The 22,369-nt window shown below is 72.0% G+C and carries 17 protein-coding genes; 7 read left to right on the top strand and 10 right to left on the bottom strand.

What is annotated here, in order from left to right; genetic code table 11:
* The first annotated feature begins 172 nt into the window (after positions 1-172).
* Positions 173-403 (top strand): hypothetical protein, encoded by a 231-nt coding sequence (locus DEJ47_RS28800; RefSeq protein ID WP_055544920.1) that lies wholly within the window; start codon positions 173-175, stop codon positions 401-403.
* Positions 404-568: 165 nt separating this feature from the next.
* Here DEJ47_RS28800 and DEJ47_RS28795 read toward each other — a convergent pair whose 3' ends face one another.
* The 7 genes from DEJ47_RS28795 to DEJ47_RS28765 form a co-directional block, all read right to left on the bottom strand.
* Positions 569-1,399: a serine protease gene (locus tag DEJ47_RS28795; RefSeq protein WP_150173061.1), complete on the bottom strand. Its 831-nt coding sequence runs from the start codon at positions 1,397-1,399 to the stop codon at positions 569-571.
* Positions 1,400-1,543: 144 nt separating this feature from the next.
* Positions 1,544-3,082 carry an RNA polymerase sigma factor gene (locus DEJ47_RS28790; RefSeq protein ID WP_263398907.1) on the bottom strand — a complete coding sequence of 513 codons (1,539 nt, stop codon included), beginning with the start codon at positions 3,080-3,082 and terminating at the stop codon, positions 1,544-1,546.
* Positions 3,083-3,556: 474 nt separating this feature from the next.
* Complete coding sequence (locus DEJ47_RS28785) at positions 3,557-4,444, bottom strand: FadR/GntR family transcriptional regulator (protein ID WP_190415612.1); 888 nt, start codon at positions 4,442-4,444, stop codon at positions 3,557-3,559.
* A 162-nt stretch (positions 4,445-4,606) separates the two neighbouring features.
* Positions 4,607-6,847 carry an ATP-binding cassette domain-containing protein gene (locus DEJ47_RS28780; protein ID WP_150173058.1) on the bottom strand — a complete coding sequence of 747 codons (2,241 nt, stop codon included), beginning with the start codon at positions 6,845-6,847 and terminating at the stop codon, positions 4,607-4,609.
* A gap of 210 nt (positions 6,848-7,057) precedes the next feature.
* Positions 7,058-7,819 carry an NUDIX hydrolase gene (locus DEJ47_RS28775; protein WP_223828537.1) on the bottom strand — a complete coding sequence of 254 codons (762 nt, stop codon included), beginning with the start codon at positions 7,817-7,819 and terminating at the stop codon, positions 7,058-7,060.
* Between the two features lie 152 nt (positions 7,820-7,971).
* Positions 7,972-10,032, bottom strand: a complete 2,061-nt coding sequence (locus tag DEJ47_RS28770) for a glycogen debranching N-terminal domain-containing protein (RefSeq protein ID WP_150173056.1) — start codon at positions 10,030-10,032, stop codon at positions 7,972-7,974.
* Between the two features lie 245 nt (positions 10,033-10,277).
* A complete protein-coding gene (locus tag DEJ47_RS28765) occupies positions 10,278-11,627 on the bottom strand; it encodes a DUF4192 domain-containing protein (RefSeq protein WP_223828536.1) in 1,350 nt (449 codons plus the stop codon).
* A gap of 488 nt (positions 11,628-12,115) precedes the next feature.
* Between DEJ47_RS28765 and DEJ47_RS28760 the strand changes: the two genes are divergently transcribed.
* The 4 genes from DEJ47_RS28760 to argB all read left to right on the top strand — a co-directional run bounded on the left by DEJ47_RS28760 (position 12,116) and on the right by argB (position 16,077).
* A complete protein-coding gene (locus DEJ47_RS28760; protein ID WP_165284401.1) occupies positions 12,116-12,772 on the top strand; it encodes an isochorismatase family protein in 657 nt (218 codons plus the stop codon).
* A 91-nt stretch (positions 12,773-12,863) separates the two neighbouring features.
* On the top strand, positions 12,864-13,913 hold the full coding sequence (gene argC / locus DEJ47_RS28755; RefSeq protein WP_150173052.1) for an N-acetyl-gamma-glutamyl-phosphate reductase: 1,050 nt from the start codon (positions 12,864-12,866) through the stop codon (positions 13,911-13,913).
* Positions 13,910-15,061: a bifunctional glutamate N-acetyltransferase/amino-acid acetyltransferase ArgJ gene (gene argJ / locus DEJ47_RS28750; protein WP_150173050.1), complete on the top strand. Its 1,152-nt coding sequence runs from the start codon at positions 13,910-13,912 to the stop codon at positions 15,059-15,061. Before argC ends, argJ begins: the two co-directional genes overlap by 4 nt.
* 80 nt (positions 15,062-15,141) lie before the next feature.
* Entirely contained in the window at positions 15,142-16,077 is a 936-nt protein-coding gene (gene argB / locus DEJ47_RS28745) for an acetylglutamate kinase (protein WP_223828752.1), read from the top strand.
* Positions 16,078-16,204: 127 nt separating this feature from the next.
* On the opposite strand, the gene DEJ47_RS28740 is transcribed toward argB, so the two are convergent.
* A complete protein-coding gene (locus tag DEJ47_RS28740; protein WP_398336776.1) occupies positions 16,205-16,750 on the bottom strand; it encodes a GNAT family N-acetyltransferase in 546 nt (181 codons plus the stop codon).
* A 323-nt stretch (positions 16,751-17,073) separates the two neighbouring features.
* Here DEJ47_RS28740 and helR point away from each other — a divergent pair, with 323 nt between their 5' ends.
* Positions 17,074-19,332, top strand: a complete 2,259-nt coding sequence (helR, locus tag DEJ47_RS28735; RefSeq protein ID WP_150175919.1) for an RNA polymerase recycling motor ATPase HelR — start codon at positions 17,074-17,076, stop codon at positions 19,330-19,332.
* Here the strand turns inward: helR and DEJ47_RS28730 are convergent.
* Together DEJ47_RS28730 and DEJ47_RS28725 are read right to left on the bottom strand one after the other, a co-directional pair.
* On the bottom strand, positions 19,319-20,896 hold the full coding sequence (locus tag DEJ47_RS28730; RefSeq protein ID WP_150173048.1) for an amidohydrolase: 1,578 nt from the start codon (positions 20,894-20,896) through the stop codon (positions 19,319-19,321). The genes helR and DEJ47_RS28730 overlap by 14 nt on opposite strands.
* Before the next feature lie 49 nt (positions 20,897-20,945).
* Positions 20,946-21,158 carry an MbtH family protein gene (locus DEJ47_RS28725; RefSeq protein WP_150173046.1) on the bottom strand — a complete coding sequence of 71 codons (213 nt, stop codon included), beginning with the start codon at positions 21,156-21,158 and terminating at the stop codon, positions 20,946-20,948.
* An 89-nt stretch (positions 21,159-21,247) separates the two neighbouring features.
* On the opposite strand from DEJ47_RS28725, the gene DEJ47_RS28720 reads away from it, so the two are divergent.
* A complete protein-coding gene (locus DEJ47_RS28720) occupies positions 21,248-22,351 on the top strand; it encodes an alpha/beta hydrolase-fold protein (protein WP_150173044.1) in 1,104 nt (367 codons plus the stop codon).
* Positions 22,352-22,369: the final 18 nt, after the last annotated feature.

Genomic DNA, 22,369 nt, shown 5'->3' with positions numbered 1-22,369 from the left:
GCGCGAAACCGTAAGACACGTAAGAGACGCAATACGGCACATTCGCCGCCAACCGGCAACGGACAGCCACCTCGAAAGAAAAGTTCGAGGAAAAGCCACGAGCGGGAACGTTTTCGGCCTGGTTGGATGTTGACCCTGGTACGACAGCTCGTCGAGCTAGAGAAGAGGCGACGTGACTACTGTTCTGACCCCCGCGAGCCCCCTGACGGCCGCTGATCGCTGCGACCGCTGCGGCGCCCAGGCATACCTGCGCGTCGTCCTGTTGAGCGGCGGTGAACTGCTCTTCTGCGCCCACCACGGCCGCAAGTTCGAGCCGGAACTCAAGAAGATCGCCGCTGAGATACAGGACGAGACGGAGCGTCTGACCGCCGTTCCGGAAAGCGCCACCGAAGAGGAACGCTGACACCTCGCACCCACGACGAGCCAGCTCCGGCGCACCAGGCCGGCGAACGGGCGGCCGCCCCTGCCAACCACAGGGACGGCCGCCCGCTCTCGTCACAGGGGCACCCAGAGCCCTTCTGGACCCCTCCGGGCCTTTCGGCCACCCGCCTCCGGGCGAGCAGCCGGCTCAGTCGCGAGCGCCCAGCACCCTGGTGACGTCCGAGATCCGCGTATAGACGCCAGGGCTCCCGGGGCGGCCGCAGCCGCTCCCCCAGGACACGAGCCCGATGAGGCGACCTCGTGCGACCAGCGGGCCGCCACTGTCGCCCTGACAGGCGTCCCGCCGCCCCTTCAGCTCGCCGGCGCAGAGCATGGTCCGGGCGATATACCGCCCATCGGCACTGCCCGGGTACGCCTCCTCGCACACCCGGTCGGCGAGCACCTCGACCCGCGCCGAACGCAGCGTACGGGCGTAATCACCCTCTCCAGTGGTGTCCCCCCAGCCATAGACGGCAGCAGCCGTGCCCGGCCGGTACGCCGGGTCGCCGGACCCCGCCATCCGAATGGCGCGCCCCTCGGGGAGCGGTTCGGCGAGGGTCAGGGCCGCCACGTCGCCCGAGTTCGTCTGCCCGTCGTACTCCGGGTTGATCCGAACCTCGCGTACGGACACCTCGTCACCCTCCGATGACCGCAGGTCACCGCGGCCGACGATGACCTTCAGGTCCGTCACCTCTTTCAGGGGCACCCCCAGTACGTCCTTGCTCATGCAATGGGCCGCCGTCAGGACCGTGGAGCGCCCGGTGACCACACCGCCGCAGAACTGTCCTGCGCGCGAGCCGCCGAACCGGGCGCGGCTGGAGACGGCGACCACCCATGGACTCTCGGACACATCCACCGGATGGCCCCCGACAACCACGCTGTCGGCCGACGCGGGAGCCGGGGCGGCCAGGGGCAGGGCAGCGGCACCGGCCGCCAGAGCCAATACCCCCGTCCACGCTCGGGCGAAGGGACGACGCATGCGATCTCCTCACTCTGGGTTGCCATTGCGTACCCCAGAGTCAGGCAGTATCGCTCACCCCGCACCCGCGCAGGCGAAAGGCCCGAAGTCCGCTTGTCGCGGGCTTCGGGCCTTTCGGGGGTGCCTCGGGTGACCGGACGGTGTCTAGTCGAGGTAGTCGCGCAGGACCTGCGAGCGCGACGGGTGACGCAGCTTCGACATCGTCTTCGACTCGATCTGACGGATGCGCTCACGCGTCACCCCGTAGACCTTGCCGATCTCGTCGAGGGTCTTGGGCTGGCCGTCCGTGAGGCCGAAGCGCATGGAGACCACGCCCGCCTCACGCTCGGACAGGGTGTCCAGGACGGAGTGCAGCTGCTCCTGGAGGAGCGTGAAGCTGACCGCGTCGGCGGGAACGACCGCTTCGGAGTCCTCGATGAGGTCACCGAACTCGCTGTCGCCGTCCTCACCCAGGGGGGTGTGGAGGGAGATCGGCTCACGGCCGTACTTCTGGACCTCGATGACCTTCTCGGGGGTCATGTCGAGTTCCTTGGCCAGCTCCTCCGGAGTGGGCTCACGGCCCAGGTCCTGGAGCATCTGGCGCTGGACACGGGCCAGCTTGTTGATGACCTCGACCATGTGCACCGGGATACGGATGGTGCGGGCCTGGTCGGCCATGGCGCGGGTGATCGCCTGACGGATCCACCAGGTGGCGTACGTGGAGAACTTGTAGCCCTTGGTGTAGTCGAACTTCTCGACCGCGCGGATGAGACCGAGGTTGCCCTCCTGGATGAGGTCCAGGAAGAGCATGCCGCGGCCGGTGTAGCGCTTGGCCAGGGAGACCACCAGGCGGAGGTTGGCCTCCAGGAGGTGGTTCTTGGCCCGACGGCCGTCCTCGGCGATGATCTCCAGCTCGCGCTTGAGCTTCGGGGCGAGCTTGTCGGCGTTGGCCAGCTTGTCCTCGGCGAACAGGCCGGCCTCGATGCGCTTGGCGAGCTCGACCTCCTGCTCGGCGTTGAGCAGGGGGACCTTGCCGATCTGCTTCAGGTAGTCCTTGACCGGGTCGGCGGTGGCGCCGGCCGCGGCGACCTGCTGGGCGGGCGCGTCGTCCTCGTCCTCGTCCGAGAGGACGAAGCCCTGGGCGCCTTCCTCGGCGGGCTCGCCCTCGCCGGGCTTGCCGGCGGCGGGTGCCTCCTCGGTGACCTCTTCGTCGAGGAGCTCGTCGGCGTCCTTCTTGGAGGTGGTCTTCTTGGCCGCCGTCTTCTTGGCGGTGGTCTTCTTGGCGACGGCCTTCTTGGCCGTCGTCTTCTTGGCTGCGACCTTCTTCGCGGGCGCGTCCTCGGCGGTGCCGTCCGCGGTCGGCGCCTCAGTGGCGGCGGTGGCGGTGGGCTTCACCGTGGTGGCCTTGGCCGCGACCGTCCTGGTCGCGGTGCGCTTGGCCGGGCTCTTCGCTGCGACGCTCTTGCGGGGGCGTTTCGGCTCCGCGGCACTGACCATCAGCGTCACACCCTCTTCCTCGAGGATCTGGTTGAGGCTGCGCAGAACGTTCTTCCACTGAGTGGCCGGAATCTGGTCAGCTTCGAAGGCACGACGCACGTCATCGCCGGCGATCTGCCCATCAGCCTTTCCCCGCTCGATGAGCGCCATGACAGAGACGGATTCGGCGATCTCCGGCGGGAGCGTACGGGATGTGCTGGCCGACACGAACAACCTCTCGGAACGTTGGAAAACGGCTTCCGGCCCCGTCCATTGTGGACCGGAGCCGACGACCGGCGGCTAGGGATTTGGGCCGACGGCGCGGGCGGGCCGGGGAGCTGCACAGCGTCGCGAACGACCGCTGCATTCCTTCCTCGGCTATCACCTCTTAGGTCATCGCGCTGTTCCTTGGAGCGTTACGCCCAATCTACGTGGCCCGAGTCACACCCCGTAAGCGCACAAAAGCATCCAGATGCGGTCAGAAGCGGCCTATACGCATGCACGAATGATCCCCCGATGCCCCGCGAAGAAACCCCCCACATTCGTGTCGCCGGACTCCCCCGTGCTCCCCAGGAGCTCGTGGCGGGTCCGGCGACACAGGGAGCGGCGGCGGAGTCGCCGACGGGCACGGAGTGACGTACGCGACGACTCAGCACTGCCGTGGGGCACGCGCACGGCCGCGGCGCCTACGCGGACGCGCGGTCAGTGCTCGCGCGGGGCGGGCACGACGCGCTCCACCTCGGGGTGGACGGTGAGCAGCTGCCGCATGGCGGCCTCCGCGCCCGATCCGTCGCCGGCGGCGAGGGCGTCGACGACGCGGGAGTGGTGCACGAGAGAGGCCTCGCTGGGACGGTCGCAGCCGGTGATGGGGCCTCCGGAGACCTGCAGGGCGGCCGAGACGATTCCGGAGAGGTGCTCCAGCATGCGGTTGCCCGCGACCTGGATGAGAAGCGAGTGGAACTCGGCGTCCGCGCGGGAGAAGGTGATCACGTCGCCCTGGCTCAGCGCGTGCCCCATGATCTCGACCATGTCGGCGAGGCGCTGCTGCACCTCCTCGCGGCCGTGCCCGGCGGCGAGCCGCGCGGCGAGGGGCTCGATCATCCAGCGCAGCTCGCCGAGTTCCCGGCGCTGGTCGTCGCGCTGCGGCCCGAAGGCACGCCACTCGATGATGTCCGGGTCGAGCAGGTTCCAGTCGCTGACGGGGCGCACGCGCGTGCCGACGTTGGGCCGGGCACTCACCAGGCCCTTGGCCTCCAGCACGCGCAGGGACTCGCGCACGACGGTGCGGGAGACCTCGAAGCGCTGGCCGATCTCCTCGGGAACGAGCGGGCGGTCGGCGCCGAGGTCGCCGGAGACGATCATCTGGCCGAGCTGCTGGACGAGTTGGCCGTGCAGCCCGCGGCCGCGGCTTCCGGCGGCGCGCCGGCCCACACGCCCCAGGTCCTGATCGGAGCCGTCCCAGACGGGAGGCGCGACGCGGCCGCCGGCGGCGGACTCCGCGTACGGGTATCGGTCGAGGTCACCCGGGCCGGCGAGACCGGAGTCGGCGGAGCGGGCGGTGGTCATCATGGTGTGCGCAAGGGTACTCACGGATCAGTTGTCGGCGTCGCCTCCAACTCCCTTGAGGTCTTTGGTGAAAAGCACACGAAAGGGTGATCGCTTACCTCGTCGCAATTGACGCCTTATCGGAAAGAAACGGACGCCCTTCGGGGAGTTGCGCACACCGCCGCTTCGGAAGGCGGCGGACGGTCGTCAACGGACTCTGGTGCGCATCGCCGTGAGCAGATATGCGCAGAGCAGAGCGGTGAGCGACAACATCAGCGCGGTGCCCACGGGTTGGGCGATCATGCGCACTCCCGCCGCCAGATATCGCTCGGCACCGAACGGCCACTGCACCAGAGCGAGGTCCCGGAGCCGGGCGGGGAGCCCGGCCGCCGATCGCACAGCAGGTCCCTCGACGGCCTTCTGTACGAGTGGTACGACGACGATCGGCACGGCGAGCACGGCGGCGAGGCCCGCGGTCGTGGACCGGAAGACGCCCGCGGCCAGCACGCCGGCCCAGGCGCATCCCGTCACCAGGGCGTACCAACTGGCGGTCAGCGAAGGCCAGTCCGCGGGAACTTTCGTGAGTTCCTCTCCGTATACGAGGTGGAGCAGAACGGCATCGGAGATCACCGCGAGAGTGCTCAGGAGCAGCGCTGTCGCGGCCGCGACGAGGAGTTTGGCACCGAGCATCCCGAGGCGGCGCGGGACGGTGCCACGGTCCGCGGCGAGGGCGGGGTGGCGGAACTCGTCACCGAAGGCGAGGGCGCCGAGGAGCCCGGCGCCGAGGGCGGCGGGCGGCAGCGGAAGTTCGTGGGGCCAGGCTGCGAGCAGGTGCGGTTGCGGGGTGTGCCCGGACCGCGCCAGGAAGACGGAGAAGAGAGCGGAGGTGGCGAGGACGGCGACCAGGGTGAAGTAGCCCGTACCGACGCCCAGCAGGCGCCGGATCTCGTAGCGCAGGGGGCGCAGAGGGCTTCTGCCGGGGCGGACGGTGATGGGGGGTGGCAGGGCGGTGGCCGCGGCGGATACGGACGCGGGTGCGGGTGCGGACGCCTGTGCGGATACGGACGTCGGCGCCGGGGCGGACGTCCGCGCGGGGACGGACTCCGGCGCAGAGCCGGACGCGGGTGCGGACGCGGGCGTCGAGGCTGTGCCCTTGAGGGCAACAGTCAGGGGCTCTGTCGACGGGCGGGGGCGGGGGGTTGGGGTGTCGGTCTCGGCGTCTAGGGGCACGGCATCCAGCGGCACCGTGTCGAGGGGCACGGAGTCCAGCGGCGCCACGTCCTGCCGGTCGGTCCGGTCCTGGGTGCCTTGCCGGTTCAGGCTGTCCCGGGCGTCTTGCCGGTCCGGCTGATCCTTGCCGCCCTGTCGGCCTGGGCGGTCCTGGGCGCCCTGCCGGTCAGGCCGGTCCTGGGTGCCTTGCGGGTCCTGGGTCCCCCGACAGTCCTGGGCGGCCTGATGGTCCGGCCGAGCCGGTGAGCCCTGCGGGAGGGTCCGGCTCGACGGGTGTGTTCGGCGCGTCGGGCTCCCCAGGGGCGCCGGGTGCGTCGGGCGTGTTGGACTCGTCCGGCCCTGTGGGCCCGCGTCGCCGATTTCGTCGGCGAGTTGGTGGACGAGGATGCCGTGGCGGTAGGCGGTCTCGCCCACGGCGGCGCACGTGGATCCGTAGACGGAGAGGCGGTTGCCGTCCTCCGTGACCACCTCGATCGTGCGGTGGTTCGTGCGTGCTTCTTTGGTCAGGAGTGCGCCGAGGCGGGCGGCGTGTGGTGTCCGGACGGCGACGCGGGGGCGAAGTCTGGTGCGTGCGAAGTCCGCGGCCTCCTGGTCGGCGGCCAGCTGTCCGGAGTCCAGCGTGACGACGCGGTCGGCGGTTCGTGCCGCTTCCTTGGGGTCGTCCGTGGTGAACAGAACCGTGCCGCCCTGGGAGGCGTGGGCGCGCAGGATGCCGTGGAGCCAGGCGCTCTCCCGGGCGGAGAGGCCTTCGCCCGGTCTGTCCAGGACGAGCGTGTGGGGGTCGGCGAGCAGCGCGCAGGCCAGACCCAGTCGCCGGTCCATGCCGCGGGAGAGGGCGCCGAGGCGCTCGTTATGGAGGCTGACGAGTCCGACGGCCTCCAGGACGTCGTCGGCGCGCAGGACGGGCACGCCCACGGCCGCGCACAGCATGCGCAGATGGCCGCGGACCGAACGCGCCGGGTGCCCCGGAACGTCGCCCATGAGGACGCCGACCTCGCGTGAGGGGTGGGCGATCCGGTGGAGGGGGCGGCCTCTGAAGTACGTGATGCCACGGCCCTGTTGGAGTTCGAGCATCAGCCGCAGCGCCGTGGTCGTGCCGATCGGCTCGGCGTCGAGCAGCGCCGTGACTCGGCCGCTGTGTGCCTCGAAGGACACGTCCTCGACGGCGGGCGGGAGCTCCTGGCGGGGATTGCTGGTCAGTCCGATGGCCTGGATCATCGCTTCTCTCGCAGGATGTGCGACCGCTCGGCGGCCGGGGCCCGTCCGCCGGATCGGGGACGGACGAACCCCGTGGGTACTGCAGCAAGATAACGCGACATTTGCGGCTTTTCGGTCAGGGCATGGGCCACTGGTGTTCAGTGGTGTCCAGAGGTGACCTGTGAGCACCCCGGCCGTGCAGGTTCAGCAGGTGGTGTCCGAACGGTCGCGTCAGACCTCGGGGCGCAGCATCGGCGGGTTGAGGAGCGTGGCACCGCCCGCGCGGAACAGCTGTGCGGGGCGTCCGCCCTGGCGGGTGGTGGTCCCGCCGGTGGGCACGAGGAACCCCGGGGTGCCGGTGACCTTGCGGTGGAAGTTGCGCGGGTCGAGGACGACGCCCCAGACGGCTTCGTACACGCGTCTCAGCTCGCCGACGGTGAATTCCGGCGGGCAGAAGGCCGTGGCCAGCGAGGAGTACTCGATCTTGGAGCGGGCGCGCTCGACGCCGTCCGCGAGGATCTGGGCGTGGTCGAAGGCGAGCGGGGCGGCCTGTTCGTCCTCGCGGCCGTAGCCACCCTGTTTGAGCAGGGCTTCCACCGGGGCCCAGCGGGCGCTGTTCGCGTCGCCGCCGGCGCGCGGCGCGGGCAGGTCCGGGGCGAGCGCGAGGTGGGCGACGCTGACCACGCGCATTCGGGGATCGCGTTTCGGGTCGCCGTACGTGCCGAGCTGTTCGAGGTGCGCTCCGTTGGCCTGTGCCGGGGCATCGGGCGCGTGCGCGCACAGGCCCGTCTCCTCGCTCAGTTCGCGCGCCGCCGCGGACGACAGGTCCTCATCGGCGCGTACGAACCCTCCGGGCAGCGCCCAACGCCCCTGGAACGGCTGCTCACCGCGCCGCACGGCCAGGGCGCAGAGCGCGTGCCGTCGCACGGTCAGCACGACCAGGTCGACGGTGACAGCGAAGGGCGGGAAGGCCGACGGGTCGTAGGGCGACATGCCGCGATCATAGTCGTCTGCTTGACGATAAACACCTCCTTCGCCCATTGCCGTCCAGTTGCTTCCCGTCATCTCGCCGCCCGGGTCGCCGGGTGCGCGAGTCCGTTCGCGAGTCCCCCCATCCCTGCGCCGATGTCGTGCGTGCGGCACGATCACACCCCCAACTGCAGTCCGTCGGCGGCCTCTTCGACCATGGCGAGGCCGAGTCGGCTCACCCGTACGGAGAACGGTGCTCCCGCGACGCTCAGCCCGCCGAGACCCAGCTCTCCCAGCGGGGCGCTGCGGACCGGAGCGAGCTTCACCGTGCCCGCGGGTGCGTCGGGCCTGATCCCGGCGAGCGCGGCGAGGACGTGCACTCCGGAGGCCGCGGCGGTGGCGGCCGGGCGGCAGGCTGCGGGGTGCGGCAGCGGAGCCGCCCCTTCCGTGCGCTGCTCCCCCGCGTACATCTCGGGCAGCCGGTGGCCGAAGCACTCTGCCGCGGACAACAGGCCGCGCAGGAGCGAGCTCGCCTCCTTCTCGTATCCCGCGGCCGCAAGGCCGGTGACGGCGACCGCCGTCTCGTGCACGCGGACCGCTCCGCCCCTGTGCCCGAACGGGTTGTACGCGGCCTCCTTCGCGCCGAGGCTGCGCAGCCCCCAGCCGGAGTCCATCACGGGCCCGCCGAGGAGCCGGGCGACCTGCTCGGTCCTGACCTTGTCGAGCAGGCCGGCGGCGAGCGCGCCCGAGCCGAGCAGGCCGGTGTCCAGGAGGTGGACGGCGCCTGCGGTGAGGTGCGGCACGGGCCTTCCGTCGGCGAGGCGGGCGGCGGCCGGTCTGCCACCCGCCCGGTCGTCCACCCAGAACTGTTCCTGGAAGGCGGAGCGCAGCCGGGCCGCCCACTGGCGCAGCCCGAGGGAGTCCGCGCGGCCGTGCGCTTCGAGCAGGTCGGCGCCGAGCAGTGCCGCTCGGTGCGCGTGCGCCTGGACCTCGCCGCGTGCGATCCCCGCATGGTGGGCGTCGGACAGGAAGACCCCGTCGCCGACCGCGGTGTGCAGCCACCGCAGGCACCGCTCCGCCGCGGGCAGCAGCTCCTCGACCTCCTGTGCGGGGAGCCCCCAGCGCCAGGCTTCCGCGAGGAGCACAGGGAAGAGCAGGGTCGCCTCGGTGCCCGTGCAGCCGGGCGGCAGATGAGGGCCCGCGTCGCGCAGTGGTCCCGGGATCAGGCCGGACCGGGTGCCGGGGCCACCCATGTGGGCGCGGGCGAGCGCGCGGAGCGTCCCCGCGGCGATACGGGTGCCGAGCGGCAGCGCCATGCGGGCGGCGGCCAGCGCCTCGGCCGGTGCGAGTCCGCAGCGCCACGGTGCGCCCGCGGCCGGATACATGTCGGACGGATGCCCCGGATCCCTGAGCAGCAGCGCCTGCAGGTCCTCGACGGAGCGGGCGAGGAGCGGCTGGACCCTCGGGTCGTCGCCGGTCGCGCGTGCCCCTGCGGTCGAGCGCATCACACCGCGTCCCGCCGCACGGACGGGTCCCGCGCCGTCGGGCCGCACCCTGAGCTCCACGCTCCGTGAGGCGCCCGGCGGCAGGTCCACCTCCCAGCGGAGCAGTCCCGCGGAGGCCAGGGCGTCCGCGGGCGCGGGGTCGGCCGTGACGACGCAGTGTGCCGCGGCGGAGGACCACCGCATGCCCGAGTCGTGCACGCTGGCGGGCAGTTCGGGTCCCGCCCGCCCTGAGGCGACCGCGCCCACCTCCGCGAGGTCCGTGGCGAGCGCGACTTCGAGGGGCAGCCGCAGAGGTCGTCCCGACGCGCTGTGCAAGGTGATCCGCTCCGTGCCGTCCGCGTGCCGGATCCGCTCGACGACGATCTCCGGGTCGGGGCCGCCGTCCGTCGGCAGCCGGAGCGTCGCGACGAACCGGGCGCTGTCCGCGGAGAGCATGCGCGCCTGTACGGCGACCGGGTCGCGCCCCGCCACCCGTACCTGACAGCGGGACAGGGTCCGGCGCCCCGCGCGGTAGAACCCCTCAAGACCTCGGCCGGTCAGCTGCCCCTGGTCCGTCGAGATCGCGAGAGCGGGCAGGGCGACGCAGATCAGTGCGGTGTGCGCGGGCGGGAGTTCGCGGACACGGCGCGGCTCCGGCGCCGCGGCCGGTGCGGGCGCGGGTGCCGGGGATGGCGGGCGTGGAGGCCGGGACGACGGGGGTCGTCCGACGGAAGACGGGGCGGGGAGAGACATGGGCAGCTTCTTTGGCGTCGTCTGCGGTGCCTGCGCGGTGTCTGCGTTCTGCGTGGTTGTGGTGGCTGCGTGATTGCGGTGGCTGCGTGATTGCGGTGTCTGCGTGTCTGCAGGTGTCTGCGGTGCATGTGGCTCGGCGGTGTGACACGGCTGGGGTACCGCCACTCAGGTGAACGGGCAGACCCCGGGGCAAGTCACGCCTCTCGGGGCGAAGCCGACCGTGTGGCCCAGAGATCGTCCGGCGGTCACGGGCTGCCCTTCGCGCTGCGGCGGACGGGCCGTCGGCGTTCCTGCGGGCCCTTTGCCGGGCCGCCGGACGCCCGCGACGCCTCGCTCGCTGCGCGGGGCAGGCGGCGACGGCGTCGCCGGGGAGCCGCGCCGTCACGGGCAGGAGCACCAGGAGCGCCGACGCGGGCAGAGGCGCCGCCCAGGGCGACAGCGTCGTCACGGGTCTCGCGCGTCCGTCGCAGGCAACGGCGGATCGCCTCCGGGTCCATGTCGTCGTTGCAGGCCTGGTTGAGGAGCTGGGCGAAGGCGTATCGGGAGTCGGCTGTCAGCGCCATGTCCAGGGCCTCCTGGCCTGCCGCGAGGTCGCCGAGCGACCAGGCGACCCAGCCGGCGAGAGCGAGGGGCGCGGCGGCGTACTCCGCGTACGCCCCGACGCAGCGCCGGGACAGGGCCCGCCAGAGGCGCAGCGCGGTCGGGCCCTCGGTTCCCTCCATCCACTCCGCCGCACGGTCACGGGTCGTGCGGACCTGGAGCCCGAGGATGAGCGCCGCCGCCTCGTCGTGCGCGATCAGTTCGTCGTCCCTGTTGTCCGCTTCGAGCGTGTCGCCGGGTACCGGCGGTGCCGCTTCGAGGCGCGCCATGATCCGGCGCGCGAGATCGAGCGTTTCCGAGGCGACGCCCTGTTCCGTGTCTGCCGCGCCTGCCGTGTCTGCCGCGCCTGTCGCACTTGTCGTGTCCTCCGTGTCTTCCGCGTCACGCAGCATCCTGGGGAGGAGTTCGACGCTCGCCGCGTCCAGCGCTCGTTCCTGGTCCGCCGCCGCCGCGGTCTCCCACGGAGTGAGCCGTCCCCTGATCTCGCTCTGCGTGGCGGTGGCCTGCACGCCCATGTACGTGGCCGCGGCGGCCAGCACAGATGTGCCCGGCCTGGGCAGCGGAATGCCTTCCGGCGGGCAGCACCGGGTGTCCGGACAGCAGTAGGTCCAGAAGTGGTCCTTCGAGATGCACACGACCTCGAAGACCGGCACGTCCAGGCGCCCGCACGCCGTGCGCAGCTCCTGGGCCAGCGGGCGCAGCCGCTCCACGACCTGCCGTCCCGTCTCCGCGCCGACGGGATCCTGGCAGAGGAACGCGACGATGCCGTCGGGCCGCTCGCCCCTCCGCGCGGAGCCTCCGACCAGGCACTGGGCCAGCTGCTCCGCGACGCACGGCCAGTCCTCCGCGCGCTCGGGGACCCCGAGCCGCACGCGGCCGCCGAACCGCCCCCGTTCTCCGTGCAGGGCGATGAGCACGATGCTCTCCTCGGGCCTGAACCCGAGCAAGTACGGCAACGCGTCCGCCAGTTCGGCCGGGGTGCGGAGTGTGACCACCGGTTCTCCGAACGGGTCGCCCGAATTCCCGGGTCGGGCGGGGAGGCTGTCGTCATGGACAGGACTGTCGGGTTCGAACTGACCCGCTGCTTCGCTGTGGTTCGTCATGCGCCGACTCTCCCGCGAAGCGGCGGATTCCGGTTCGCCCTGTGGATAACCCCGATCAGGAGCACGCCAATTCGGCGCCACGCCGACCGGGAAGCACGCCAATTCGGCGCCACGCCGGTCGGGAAGCACGCCAGTTCCGTGCCACTCCAGTTCCGTGCCACTCCAGTTCCGTGCCACGCGCATCGGGGGAGCAGGCCGATTTGAGGGGCGCGCCCCCTCTGGAACACATCGCCTGGCGCACACCGCCTCGGAAACAGCCGCCCGAACTAATTAGGTTAGGCTAAGCTAAGGCAACTCCGCATCGCTTCGCAGATCGCAGAGCGCAGATCGGACCCAGCGGGACAGCGGATGCGCGCGTCATCAGGGGAGGGAAAACACGCATGGGCCTACCCGCCATCGGCTCCTATCCGATGCCGGACCGCACCGCCCTCCCCAGGTCCCTCGTCTCCTGGCGCATCGACCCGGTGCGTGCCGCACTGCTGATCCACGACATGCAGAACCACTTCGTGGGCGCGTTCCCCACGGGTCGCTCTCCCGTGGTGGAACTCATCGACAACATAGCGACGCTCCGAGAGCTGGCGTCGACACTGGACATGCCCGTCGTCTTCAGTGCGGAGCCCGCCGGCCAGGCGCCGGGGCAGCGCGGGCTCGTCGCCGACATGTGGGGCCCGGGGATCGGGGACGAGCCGGGCGCCGCCGCGATCGTCTCGCCCCTCACTCCGCGCCCCGGCGAGCACCTGCTGTCGAACGTGCGCCACAACGCCTTCCTGCGCAGCCATCTCGGCAGGCTGCTGCGGTCCACGGGCCGCGACCAGCTGATCATCTGCGGCGTGTACGCGCACCTCGGCGTCCTCCTGACCGCGGCGGACGCCTTCATGAACGACATCCAGCCGTTCGTCGTCGCCGACGCGGTGGCCGACCTCTCCGCGGAGGAACACACGCTGGCCCTCCGCTGGGCCGCACGCAGCGGCATGGTCTGCACGACCGACGGTCTGTTGCGCGGTCTTCTCCTGCACAGGGAGCCGAACCACGCGTGACGCGTGACGCGTGACGCGTGGTTCGTAACGCGTGACCGGACCTTCCCCCAGACACAACACCTCCCCCACAAGTAACCGAGAGACGGAGACCATGACAGTACGGGCCGCGGTGGCCGGAGCCAGTGGCTACGCCGGCGGGGAGATCCTCCGCCTGCTGGTGTCGCATCCGGAGGTCGAGATCGGCGCGGTGACCGCGCACAGCAGCGCGGGGCGGCGACTCGGCGACGTACAGCCGCACTTGGCCGCCGTCGCGGACCGCGTCCTCGTGGAGACGTCGGCGGAGTCCCTGCGAGGGCATGACGTGGTCTTCCTCGCGTTGCCGCACGGCCGGTCCGCCGCGCTGGCACAGCAGTTGGCACCCGGCACGCTCGTCGTGGACTGCGGAGCCGACTTCCGGCTGCGCGACGCGGCGGACTGGCAGCGGTTCTACGGCTCCCCGCACGCCGGTACGTGGCCCTACGGGCTGCCCGAACTGCCGGGCGCCCGGGACGAGCTGAAGGGGACCGACCGTATCGCCGTGCCGGGCTGCTACCCGACAGCGGTGACTCTCGCCCTGTTCCCGGCCTTCCTGGCGGGGCTCGTCGAGCCGGAGGCCGTCGTCGTGGCCGCCAGTGGCACGTCCGGAGCGGGCCGGGTCGCCAAGCCGCATCTCGTCGGCTCCGAGGTCATGGGCTCGATGACACCCTACGGAGTCGGCGGCGGCCACCGGCACACACCCGAGCTGGTGCAGAACCTGTCCCGCGTGGCGGGTGAGCGCGTGACCGTGTCCTTCACACCGACCCTGGCGCCGATGCCGCGCGGCATCCTCGCCACCTGCTCCGCGCGCCTGCGCCCGCACACCGCCCCGGACGACGTACACGCCCTGGAGGACACGGTGCGTTCCGCGTACGAGACCGCCTACGCCGACGAACCCTTCGTACGCCTGCTGCCGCCCGGCACCTGGCCCGCCACCGGCGCCGTCCTCGGGTCCAACACCGCCCAGGTGCAGGTGACCGTGGACGCGGTCGCCGGACGGCTCGTGTGCGTCAGCGCGATCGACAACCTGACCAAGGGCACGGCCGGTGGCGCGGTGCAGAGCATGAACATCGCCCTCGGGCTCCCCGAAGGGACCGGTCTGCCCATGAATGGAGTGGCTCCGTGAGCGTGACCGCTGCCCAGGGATTCGCCGCGAGCGGAGTGTCCGCGGGGATCAAGGACTCCGGCGCCCCGGACCTGGCACTCGTGGTGAACCGCGGCCCGTCGGACGCGGCGGCCGCCGTGTTCACCTCCAACCGGGTGCAGGCGGCGCCCGTACGCTGGTCACGACGTGTGATCGGCGACGGCGCACTGGCCGCCGTCGTCCTCAACTCCGGGGGCGCCAACGCCTGTACGGGGCCCGCGGGCGAGGACGACGCCCGCGCGATGGCCGAGCGCACCGCTCGGGCCCTCTGTGTGGAGGCCGAGCAGGTCGCGGTCTGCTCCACCGGACTCATCGGCGTCCGGCTGCCCATGGACCGGGTGACGGCGGGCATCGACACCGCCGCCGCGGCGCTGTCGGAGGACGGCGGCGAGCTCGCGGCGATCGCGATCAAGACGACCGACTCGGTGCACAAGACGGCTGTCGCGTCCGGCCCTGGCTGGACCGTGGGCGGCATGGCGAAGGGCGCGGGCATGCTGGCCCCCGGCCTCGCGACGATGCTGGTGGTCCTCACCACGGACGCCGACGTCGGCGCTCCGGCGCTCGACACCGCGCTCCGGGATGCGGTGCGCACCACGTTCGACCGGGTGGACTCGGACGGCTGCATGTCCACCAACGACACCGTGCTGCTGCTGGCTTCGGGCGCCTCGGGCGTGCGGCCGGACCCGGCCGAGTTCACCGAGGCCGTGCACCGCGTCTGTCTCGATCTGGCGCTCCGGCTCGTCGCGGACGCGGAGGGCGCGTCGAAGGAGATCGAGGTACGGGTGGTCGGCGCGGCCTCGGAGCCGGATGCCGTGATGGTGGGCCGGTCGATCGCCCGCAACAACCTCCTCAAGTGCGCCCTGCACGGCGAGGACCCGAACTGGGGCCGCGTGCTGTCGGCGATCGGCACGACGTCCGCGGTCTTCGACCCGGACCGCCTGGACGTGTCGATCAACGGCGTCCAGGTGTGCAGGGACGGCGCGGCCGGGGAGCCGCGGGACAAGGTGGACCTCTCGGGGCGCGAGGTGACGGTCACCGTCGACCTGCGTTCCGGGGACGCGTCGGCGACGATCTGGACGAACGATCTGACCGCCGCGTACGTCCACGAGAACAGCGCGTACAGCTCGTGAACGGAGTAGGGGCACACATGCGAACGGCCGTCAGGGAGCAGGAGCCCGAAGACGTGCACGGCGTACGGGGCAGCCAACACATGCGGAGCAGCGAACACCTGCCGGGCAGCGAACACCTGCAAGGCAGCGTCGTCGTCGTGAAGTTCGGCGGGCACGCCATGGTCGACGCGGACCTGCAGCGGGCGTTCGCCCAGGACGTCGTGGAGCTGTGGCGGGCCGGCCTGCGCCCCGTCGTCGTCCACGGGGGCGGACCGCAGATCAACGCGATGCTCGACCGGCTCGGCCTGGAGACCCGGTTCGCGGCGGGCCTGCGGGTGACCACTCCGGAGACGATGGAGGTGGTCCGCATGGTGCTGACCGGCCGGGTTCAGCGCGAGCTGGTCGGCCACATCAACGCCCACGGCCCCTTCGCCGTCGGCATGACGGGCGAGGACGCACACACGATGACGGCCGTGCGGCGGGCCGCCTGGGTGGACGACCGGCCGGTGGACATAGGCCTCGTCGGGGACATCGTGAAGGTGAACCCGGGGACGGTACGCGCACTCCTGGAGCAGGGCCACATCCCGGTCGTCTCCCCCGTGGCGCGCGGCGATGACGGGCAGGTCTACAACGTCAACGCCGACCTCGCCGCGTCGGCTCTGGCCGTGGCCCTCGACGCCGAACGCCTGGTGATGCTCACGGACGTCGAGGGCCTGTACGCGGACTGGCCGCGCAGCACCGAGGTGATCGAGCGCCTCACGGCGGACGCGCTGGACGAGCTGCTGCCAGGGCTCGCCAGCGGGATGCTGCCCAAGATGGAGGGCTGCCTGCGGGCCGTCCGCGGTGGTGTGCGCAAGGCGCACGTGCTCGACGGCCGGGTGCGGCACGCGGTGCTGAACGGCGTACTCGGTGAGACGAGTCCCGGCACGACGGTGGTGCCGGACGAGGCGGCCGGCACGACGGCGGAGCCTGACGAGCCGGGCGGCACGACGGTGGTGCCGGACGAGGCGGTTGAGCGTGACGAGTGCGCCGTCTGACGTGCCTGTACGAGAACTCCCGCCCCGGGACGTGAACCGGGGCGGGAGCGGTGCCGATGCCAGCGCCAGCGCCGGGGACCGTGACGCGGAAACCCTGTCGCACCGGGCCTGACGAACTCCGTCCGCCTCACAAGCTCCTGGCGAGTACCCGCGCGTTGCGCCGCGGGTCCAGGGACTCCGCCCACGCCGACGGCGCCGTCCACACCGCCGCGGGGGCGAATCCGTACCGCAGGAACAGGTCTCCCCCACCCGTCGTCGCCGTGAACAGCGCATGGAGCGACTTGGCGCGGGCGGCGGCCAGTACGGCGCGCATGAGCCCCGCCCCCACTCCGCGACCCTGCCGATGCCCGGCCACGCAGAAGTTGTAGAGCACGCCCACCGGTCCACGGCCCCGCGCCGGGTCGGCCGGATGCACCCGCAGGCCCACGCAGCCTTCGAGGGGACCACCGGGTACGGCCATGACGAGGAAGTCGGCGGCATGGTCGGCGTAGACCGAGACCGACCTCTCGCGCAGCGCGCCCGAACGCACGAAGGGCCGGGACAGCGCGGCGAGTTCGGCGGCGTCCTCCTCACGGGCCGGGCGCACGACGGGCACCCTGGCGGGCGCTCCCGCGGAAAGTTCGTGCGCGGGGAGTTCGCGCAGCGGGGCAGGGCGCGGCGTAGCCGTGATCAAGGCTGTACCTTCCTCGGTTCCACGATGGTTCACGATGGTCCACGATCGAACTGGCGAGGTAAGGCTAGCCTTACCTAACTATCGCGTCCAGTTGACGCAGAGTGGCCACGGAGGAAGAACCCTGGAAGAGAGGCGGGCCGGACATCCCGTCCGGACACGGGAAAGGTCAGGACACGGCAAAGGCCCAAGCACAACAAAGGCAAGAGGGGAAAGCCACCTCTTGCCACTCTCAAGTTATAGCCCACAGGGGGGCTTGCGGCAAGGCCCCCACCGTCCCGCAGAATCACTGGCCCACCCCCGTTCCGCGGACATCGGAGACCCCCCTGACCAGCAGCAGCGCGTTCAACCTGCCCGCCAATCTCTCGCCCAAGGCCGAGCCGGAGCTGATCGCTCGCGACGAGCGGCACTTCGCGGCGATCGCGGAGTGCCTCGACCAGACGGTCGCCGAACTCTCCGGCCGTCTCGACACCCTGCGCAAGGCGCCCGGCGGCATCGGCCGGGAGGCCATGGACCGGGACTCGGAGATCCACCGGGTCAGCGGCCGGCTGCGCGCCCTGCGGCGTTTCGGTCTCGACCTCTGTCTGGGACGAGTGGTCGTCCAGGACGACAACCGCAACGACAGCGACGACAACGACGACTCCGACACCGAGCCCCTGTACGTAGGCCGTCTCGGGCTCACCGACAGCGAGGGCCGTCGTCTGCTCGTCGACTGGCGTTCGCCCGCCGCCGAGCCGTTCTTCGCGGCGACCCACGCCAACCCGATGGGTCTGGCGAGCCGCCGCAGGTACCGCTGGACCGGCGGCCGGATCAGCGACTACTGGGACGAGGTCTTCACCGCCGACGGCCTCGAACACCACGCCGCGCTCGACGACCAGTCCGCCTTCATCGCGAGCCTCGGCGGGAAGCGTTCGGCCCGGATGCGTGACGTGCTCGGCACCATCCAGTCCGACCAGGACGCGATCATCCGCGCGGGCTCCCGCGGGGCGCTCGTCGTCGACGGCGGGCCCGGCACGGGCAAGACCGTCGTCGCCCTGCACCGTTCCGCGTACCTCCTCTACTCCGATCCCCGGCTCGGCCACCACCGCCGCGGCGGCGGGGTGCTGTTCGTCGGCCCGCACGAGCCCTATCTGGGGTACGTCGCCGACGTCCTGCCCAGCCTCGGCGAGGAGGGCGTGCAGACCTGCACCCTGCGCGACCTGGTCGCCGAGGGCGCCGCGGCCGTCCCCGAGAGCGACCCGGACGTGGCACGCCTGAAGTCGACCGCGGACATGGTGCGGGCGATCGAGAAGGCCGTCCGGTTCTACGAGGAGCCGCCCACGGACGCGTACACGGTCTCCACGCCCTGGGCCGACGTACGGGTGAGCGCCGACGACTGGGCCGAGGCCTTCCGGGCGCCGGGCCCGGGCACCCCGCACAACGAGGCACGGGAGGTGATCTGGGAGGAGCTGGCCACGATCCTCATGGACAAGCTCGGCATGGGCGAGGACACGGAGGCGTACGACGACGGCGGCGTCCCGGCCGAGACGTTCCTGCGGTCGCTGCGCCAGGACAGGGAACTGGTCACGACGCTCCACCGCGCGTGGCCGCTGATCGAAGCCGCGGACCTCGTGTCCGACCTGTGGACGGTCCCCGCTTATCTGCGGATGTGCGCGCCCTGGCTCGGCCTCGACGAGGTCGCGAAGCTCCAGCGCAAGGAAGCCCCGCAGGCCTGGACCGTGTCCGACCTGCCGCTCCTGGACGCCGCGCGGCAGCGGCTCGGCGACCCGGAGGCGGCGCGGCGCAAGCGGCGCCACGACGCCGCCGTCGCCGCCGAGCGCGAGCGCATGGCCGGTGTCATCGACGAGATCCTCTCGGCCGCGGACTTCTCGTCGGCCGGTGACGACAGCGAGGGCGCGGTGCGGATGCTGCGCGGCAGGGACCTCCAGGACACGCTGATCGACGGGAGCGCGCTGCCCGCGGAGGACCCGGACCGGCTCGCGGGCCCGTTCGTGCACGTCGTCGTGGACGAGGCGCAGGAACTCACCGACGCGGAGTGGCAGATGCTGCTGCTGCGCTGTCCTTCGCGGAGCTTCACCATCGTCGGTGACCGGGCCCAGGCGCGGCACGGCTTCACGGAGTCCTGGGAGGAACGCCTCGGGCGGGCCGGCATCGACCGAATGACGATGGCCGCCCTCAGCATCAACTACCGCACGCCGGAGGAGGTCATGGCGGAGGCCGAGCCGGTCATCCGCGCCGAGATCCCCGACGCCAACGTCCCGACGTCCATCCGCAGCAGCGGCATCCCCGTCGTCCACGGACCGGTCGCGGACCTCGACCGGGTCCTCGGAACCTGGCTCGACGCGCACGACGACGGCGTCGCCTGCGTCATCGCCGACCAGGCCTTCCACGAGAAGTTCCGGCAGCGGTGCCAGGTCCCGTCACGCGTACGGTCCCTCACTCCGGAGCTGTCGAAGGGGCTCGAGTTCGACCTCGTCGTCCTCGTCGACCCGGAGACGTTCGGCGAGGGCGTCGAGGGCGCGGTCGACCGCTATGTCGCGATGACCCGCGCGACGCAGCGACTCGTCGTCCTCACGAGTCCCTGAGGGCCGTCTCCGCCCCCTCCACGTACGTCGTGACCACCTCGATGTCGCCGATACGTGACGTGTCGACACGTCGGGGGTCGTCGCCGAGCACCACCAGGTCGGCGCGCTTGCCCGGCGTGAGGGTGCCCAACGTGTCCTCCCAGTGGCAGGCGCGGGCGCCGGCCACCGTGTAGGCGTGCAGGGCCTCTTCGACGGTGATGCCCTCGGCCGGGCCGATCACGCGGCCGGTCCCGGACGCGCGCTCGACCATGAACTGCACGGCGCGCAGCGGGGCGCCGTCCGTGACGGGGCGGTCGGAGCTGCCGACCAGCGGGATGCCGTGGTCCAGGAACGCGCGGCCGCGGTAGAGCCAGGGCGCCCGCTCCTCGCCCATGATCGCGGCGTAGTCGTCGCCGAAGCTGTGGAGGAAGGTGGGCTGGACGACCGCGGAGACGCCGAGCCGCGCGAACCGCGGGAGCTGGTCGGGGCGGATGAGGCCCGCGTGTTCGATGCGGTGCCGTGCGGTGGGCCGCGGCCGGAGGCGCTGGGCCCGCTCCAGGGCGTCCAGGGCGAGGTCGGCCGCGCGGTCGCCGATGGCGTGGACGGCGAGCTGCCAGCCCGCCAGGTGTCCGTCGACGATCAGGTCGGTGAGCGTGTCCGGGTCGTCCTGCAACTGGCCCGCGTGGCCGAGTCCTTCGTACGGTCTGCTGAGCGCCGCGGTCCGGGCCATCATGCCGCCGTCGGTGTACACCTTCAGCGCGCCCACGGAGAGCCAGTCGTCGCCGAAGCCCGTGCGCAGGCCCAGGTCGAGGGCCCTGGGGAAGCCGTCGTCCTCGTGCGCGGCGACCGGGCGGAGCCGTTCCGCGGCGACCATGAGCTGGACGCGCAGGGGCAGCAGCCCTTCGTCGCGGGCGAGTTGGTAGGCGCCGAGCTCGACCGGGCTGTGGCCGAAGAGGGTGCCGCCGATGCCCGCCTCGGCGCACGCGGTGACGCCCTCGGCCAGACAGGTGCGTGCGGCCCGCCCGATCGCCTCGGCCAGTTCGCGCTGGGAGTACGGCAGGCGCAGCGCGCGGGCGGCGCCCATCGCGCCCTCGGCGAGGAAGCCGTTCTCGTGCGGGGTGCCGGGCGGCAGCAGGTCCAGGACGGCGGAGTTGACGACGCAGCCGTGTCCGGAGTCGTGCAGGACGTACACCTTGTGGCCCCGGCTGACCGTGTCCAGTTCGGCGGCGGTCAGATGGCGGCCGAGGGCCCGCTGGTCGTATCCGGCGATGTGCAGCCAGGAGCCGGGTGTGCGTTCGCGGGCCGCGGCGGCCGCCACGACGGCGAGCACGTCGTCGACGCGGGTGCGGCCCGCGATGCTCGGGGTGTCCTCCTTGAGCCCGGTCCAGGCCAGGTGCACGTGGGCGTCGATGAAGCCGGGCAGCACGGTGGCGCCCTGCAGATCGATCACCTCGCGCGCGTGCCGTGAGGTCACGGCCGCGTCGAGGCCCGCGATCCGGCCCCGCAGGATGCCCAGGTCGTGGGCGACGGGGTGGTCCGGATCCATGGTGAGGAAGCGCGCGTTCGTCAGCCTCTTGCAGAGCATCGAAAGTGTCTCCCCCTCGCACGCCGGTCACGGACAGCGGCCGTGCTGGTCAGCCCTCCATCGACGCCACGAGGGAACGCGGCCGCAGGTCCGTCCAGTTGGTCTCGATGTACTCCAGGCAGGCGTCCCGCGAGTCCTCGCCGAAGGCGGTCGTCCAGCCGCCGGGCACCTCGGCGAAGGACGGCCAGAGCGAGTGCTGTCCTTCGTCGTTCACCAGGACCAGGAAGCGGCCGTCGGGGTCGTCGAAGGGGTTGGTGCTCATGTTTCAGTGCCTCCGTCAGGATTAGGTTAGGCTCCCCTAAATTAATGCGAGCTTAGCCTTACTCCCTTCCCTCTCACAAGGAGACGTTGATGCGCCCCGCGGCCGACACCGGGAACGCCTTCGCCGAGTACGCACTGTCCGGTGAGCCGGGCACCGAAGCCTTCTGGTCGGCTGCCCGGAGCCCCGTCTCCCTGCCCGCCGACGACGGCGACGGCTGGCGGACCCTGTTCCTGTGGCGCGGCTCGCGGGCGAGCATCGGTTTCGAGAGCTGGTCGGACCCCGTGCCCCTGACCCGTTGGGCCGACTCGGACTGCTGGTACGCCGAAGTACGCATGCCCGCGCGGCTGCGCGTGACCTATCAGTTCCTGGTGGGAGAGCAGGCGTACGCCGACCCGCTCAACCCGCACGGCGCCGGCGGCGACCGCTCCATCGCGGCGACCCCCGACGCGCCCGCCCAGCCCCACTGGCCGGCCGTCGGAGCCGACGACACCCTCCCCCTGCCCGGCACCCGGATCCGCTGGACCAGTGAGCGGCTCGGCGGGCGGCGCACCGTGCGGGTCCACGCGGTGGCAGGCGGCGGCCCGTTGGTGCTGCTGCTCGACGGGGACGACTGGCTCTACCTGCACCCCGCCATGACCGCCTTCGAGTCGGCCGTCGCCGCCGGTGAGATGGAGCCGGTCACCCTCGTCTTCCTGCCGTCCAAGGACAGGCTGGGCGAGTTCGGGTGCGATCCCGCGCTGTGGGAGGCGGTGCGGGACGAACTGCTGCCTCTGGTGGCCGGGAGCGGCGTGCCTGCGGACCCGGAGCGTCTGGTGGTCGCCGGGCAGAGCCTCGGCGGGCTCAGCGCGATGTACGCGGCGCTGGACTTCCCCGGCCTGGTGTCCCGGGTGGCGTGCCAGTCGCCGTCGTTCTGGTGGACGCCCGACGCGATGGCGTCCAAGGACCCGCTGGGCGGTCCGGTGGGCGGCACCATGGCCGCACGGCTGCGCGCGGAACGCCCCGACCTGTCCGGCCTGCGCATCGCGTTCGACGTCGGCGAGCACGAGCCGCAGATGCTCCCCCACTGCGAGCTGACCGAGACCCTGGTCGAGGAGGCCGGGGCGACCGTACGGGTCTCGCGGGCGGCCGCCGGCCACGACCGCGCGGGCTGGCGGCACGCCCTCCTCAGGGACGTCGCCTGGGCGCTCTCCTGAACCGTGCGTCGAGGAGGC

The organism is Streptomyces venezuelae, assembly GCF_008642355.1.
GTDB classification, from domain to species: Bacteria; Actinomycetota; Actinomycetes; order Streptomycetales; family Streptomycetaceae; genus Streptomyces; species Streptomyces venezuelae_B.
Note: the sequence above shows the minus strand (reverse complement) of the source record. Positions and strands in the feature narration are given on the sequence as shown.

Bases quoted from the DNA above. Each gene is read 5' to 3' on its own strand.
- argB (WP_223828752.1), top strand. From the start codon at position 15,142: ATGCGGAGCAGCGAACACCTGCCGGGCAGCGAACACCTGCAAGGCAGC.
- DEJ47_RS28760 (WP_165284401.1), top strand. From the start codon at position 12,116: ATGGGCCTACCCGCCATCGGCTCCTATCCGATGCCGGACCGCACCGCC.
- DEJ47_RS28720 (WP_150173044.1), top strand. From the start codon at position 21,248: ATGCGCCCCGCGGCCGACACCGGGAACGCCTTCGCCGAGTACGCACTG.
- DEJ47_RS28770 (WP_150173056.1), bottom strand. From the start codon at position 10,032: ATGTCTCTCCCCGCCCCGTCTTCCGTCGGACGACCCCCGTCGTCCCGG.
- DEJ47_RS28730 (WP_150173048.1), bottom strand. From the start codon at position 20,896: ATGCTCTGCAAGAGGCTGACGAACGCGCGCTTCCTCACCATGGATCCG.
- DEJ47_RS28725 (WP_150173046.1), bottom strand. From the start codon at position 21,158: ATGAGCACCAACCCCTTCGACGACCCCGACGGCCGCTTCCTGGTCCTG.
- DEJ47_RS28775 (WP_223828537.1), bottom strand. From the start codon at position 7,819: ATGTCGCCCTACGACCCGTCGGCCTTCCCGCCCTTCGCTGTCACCGTC.
- DEJ47_RS28780 (WP_150173058.1), bottom strand. From the start codon at position 6,847: ATGATCCAGGCCATCGGACTGACCAGCAATCCCCGCCAGGAGCTCCCG.
- argC (WP_150173052.1), top strand. From the start codon at position 12,864: ATGACAGTACGGGCCGCGGTGGCCGGAGCCAGTGGCTACGCCGGCGGG.
- DEJ47_RS28795 (WP_150173061.1), bottom strand. From the start codon at position 1,399: ATGCGTCGTCCCTTCGCCCGAGCGTGGACGGGGGTATTGGCTCTGGCG.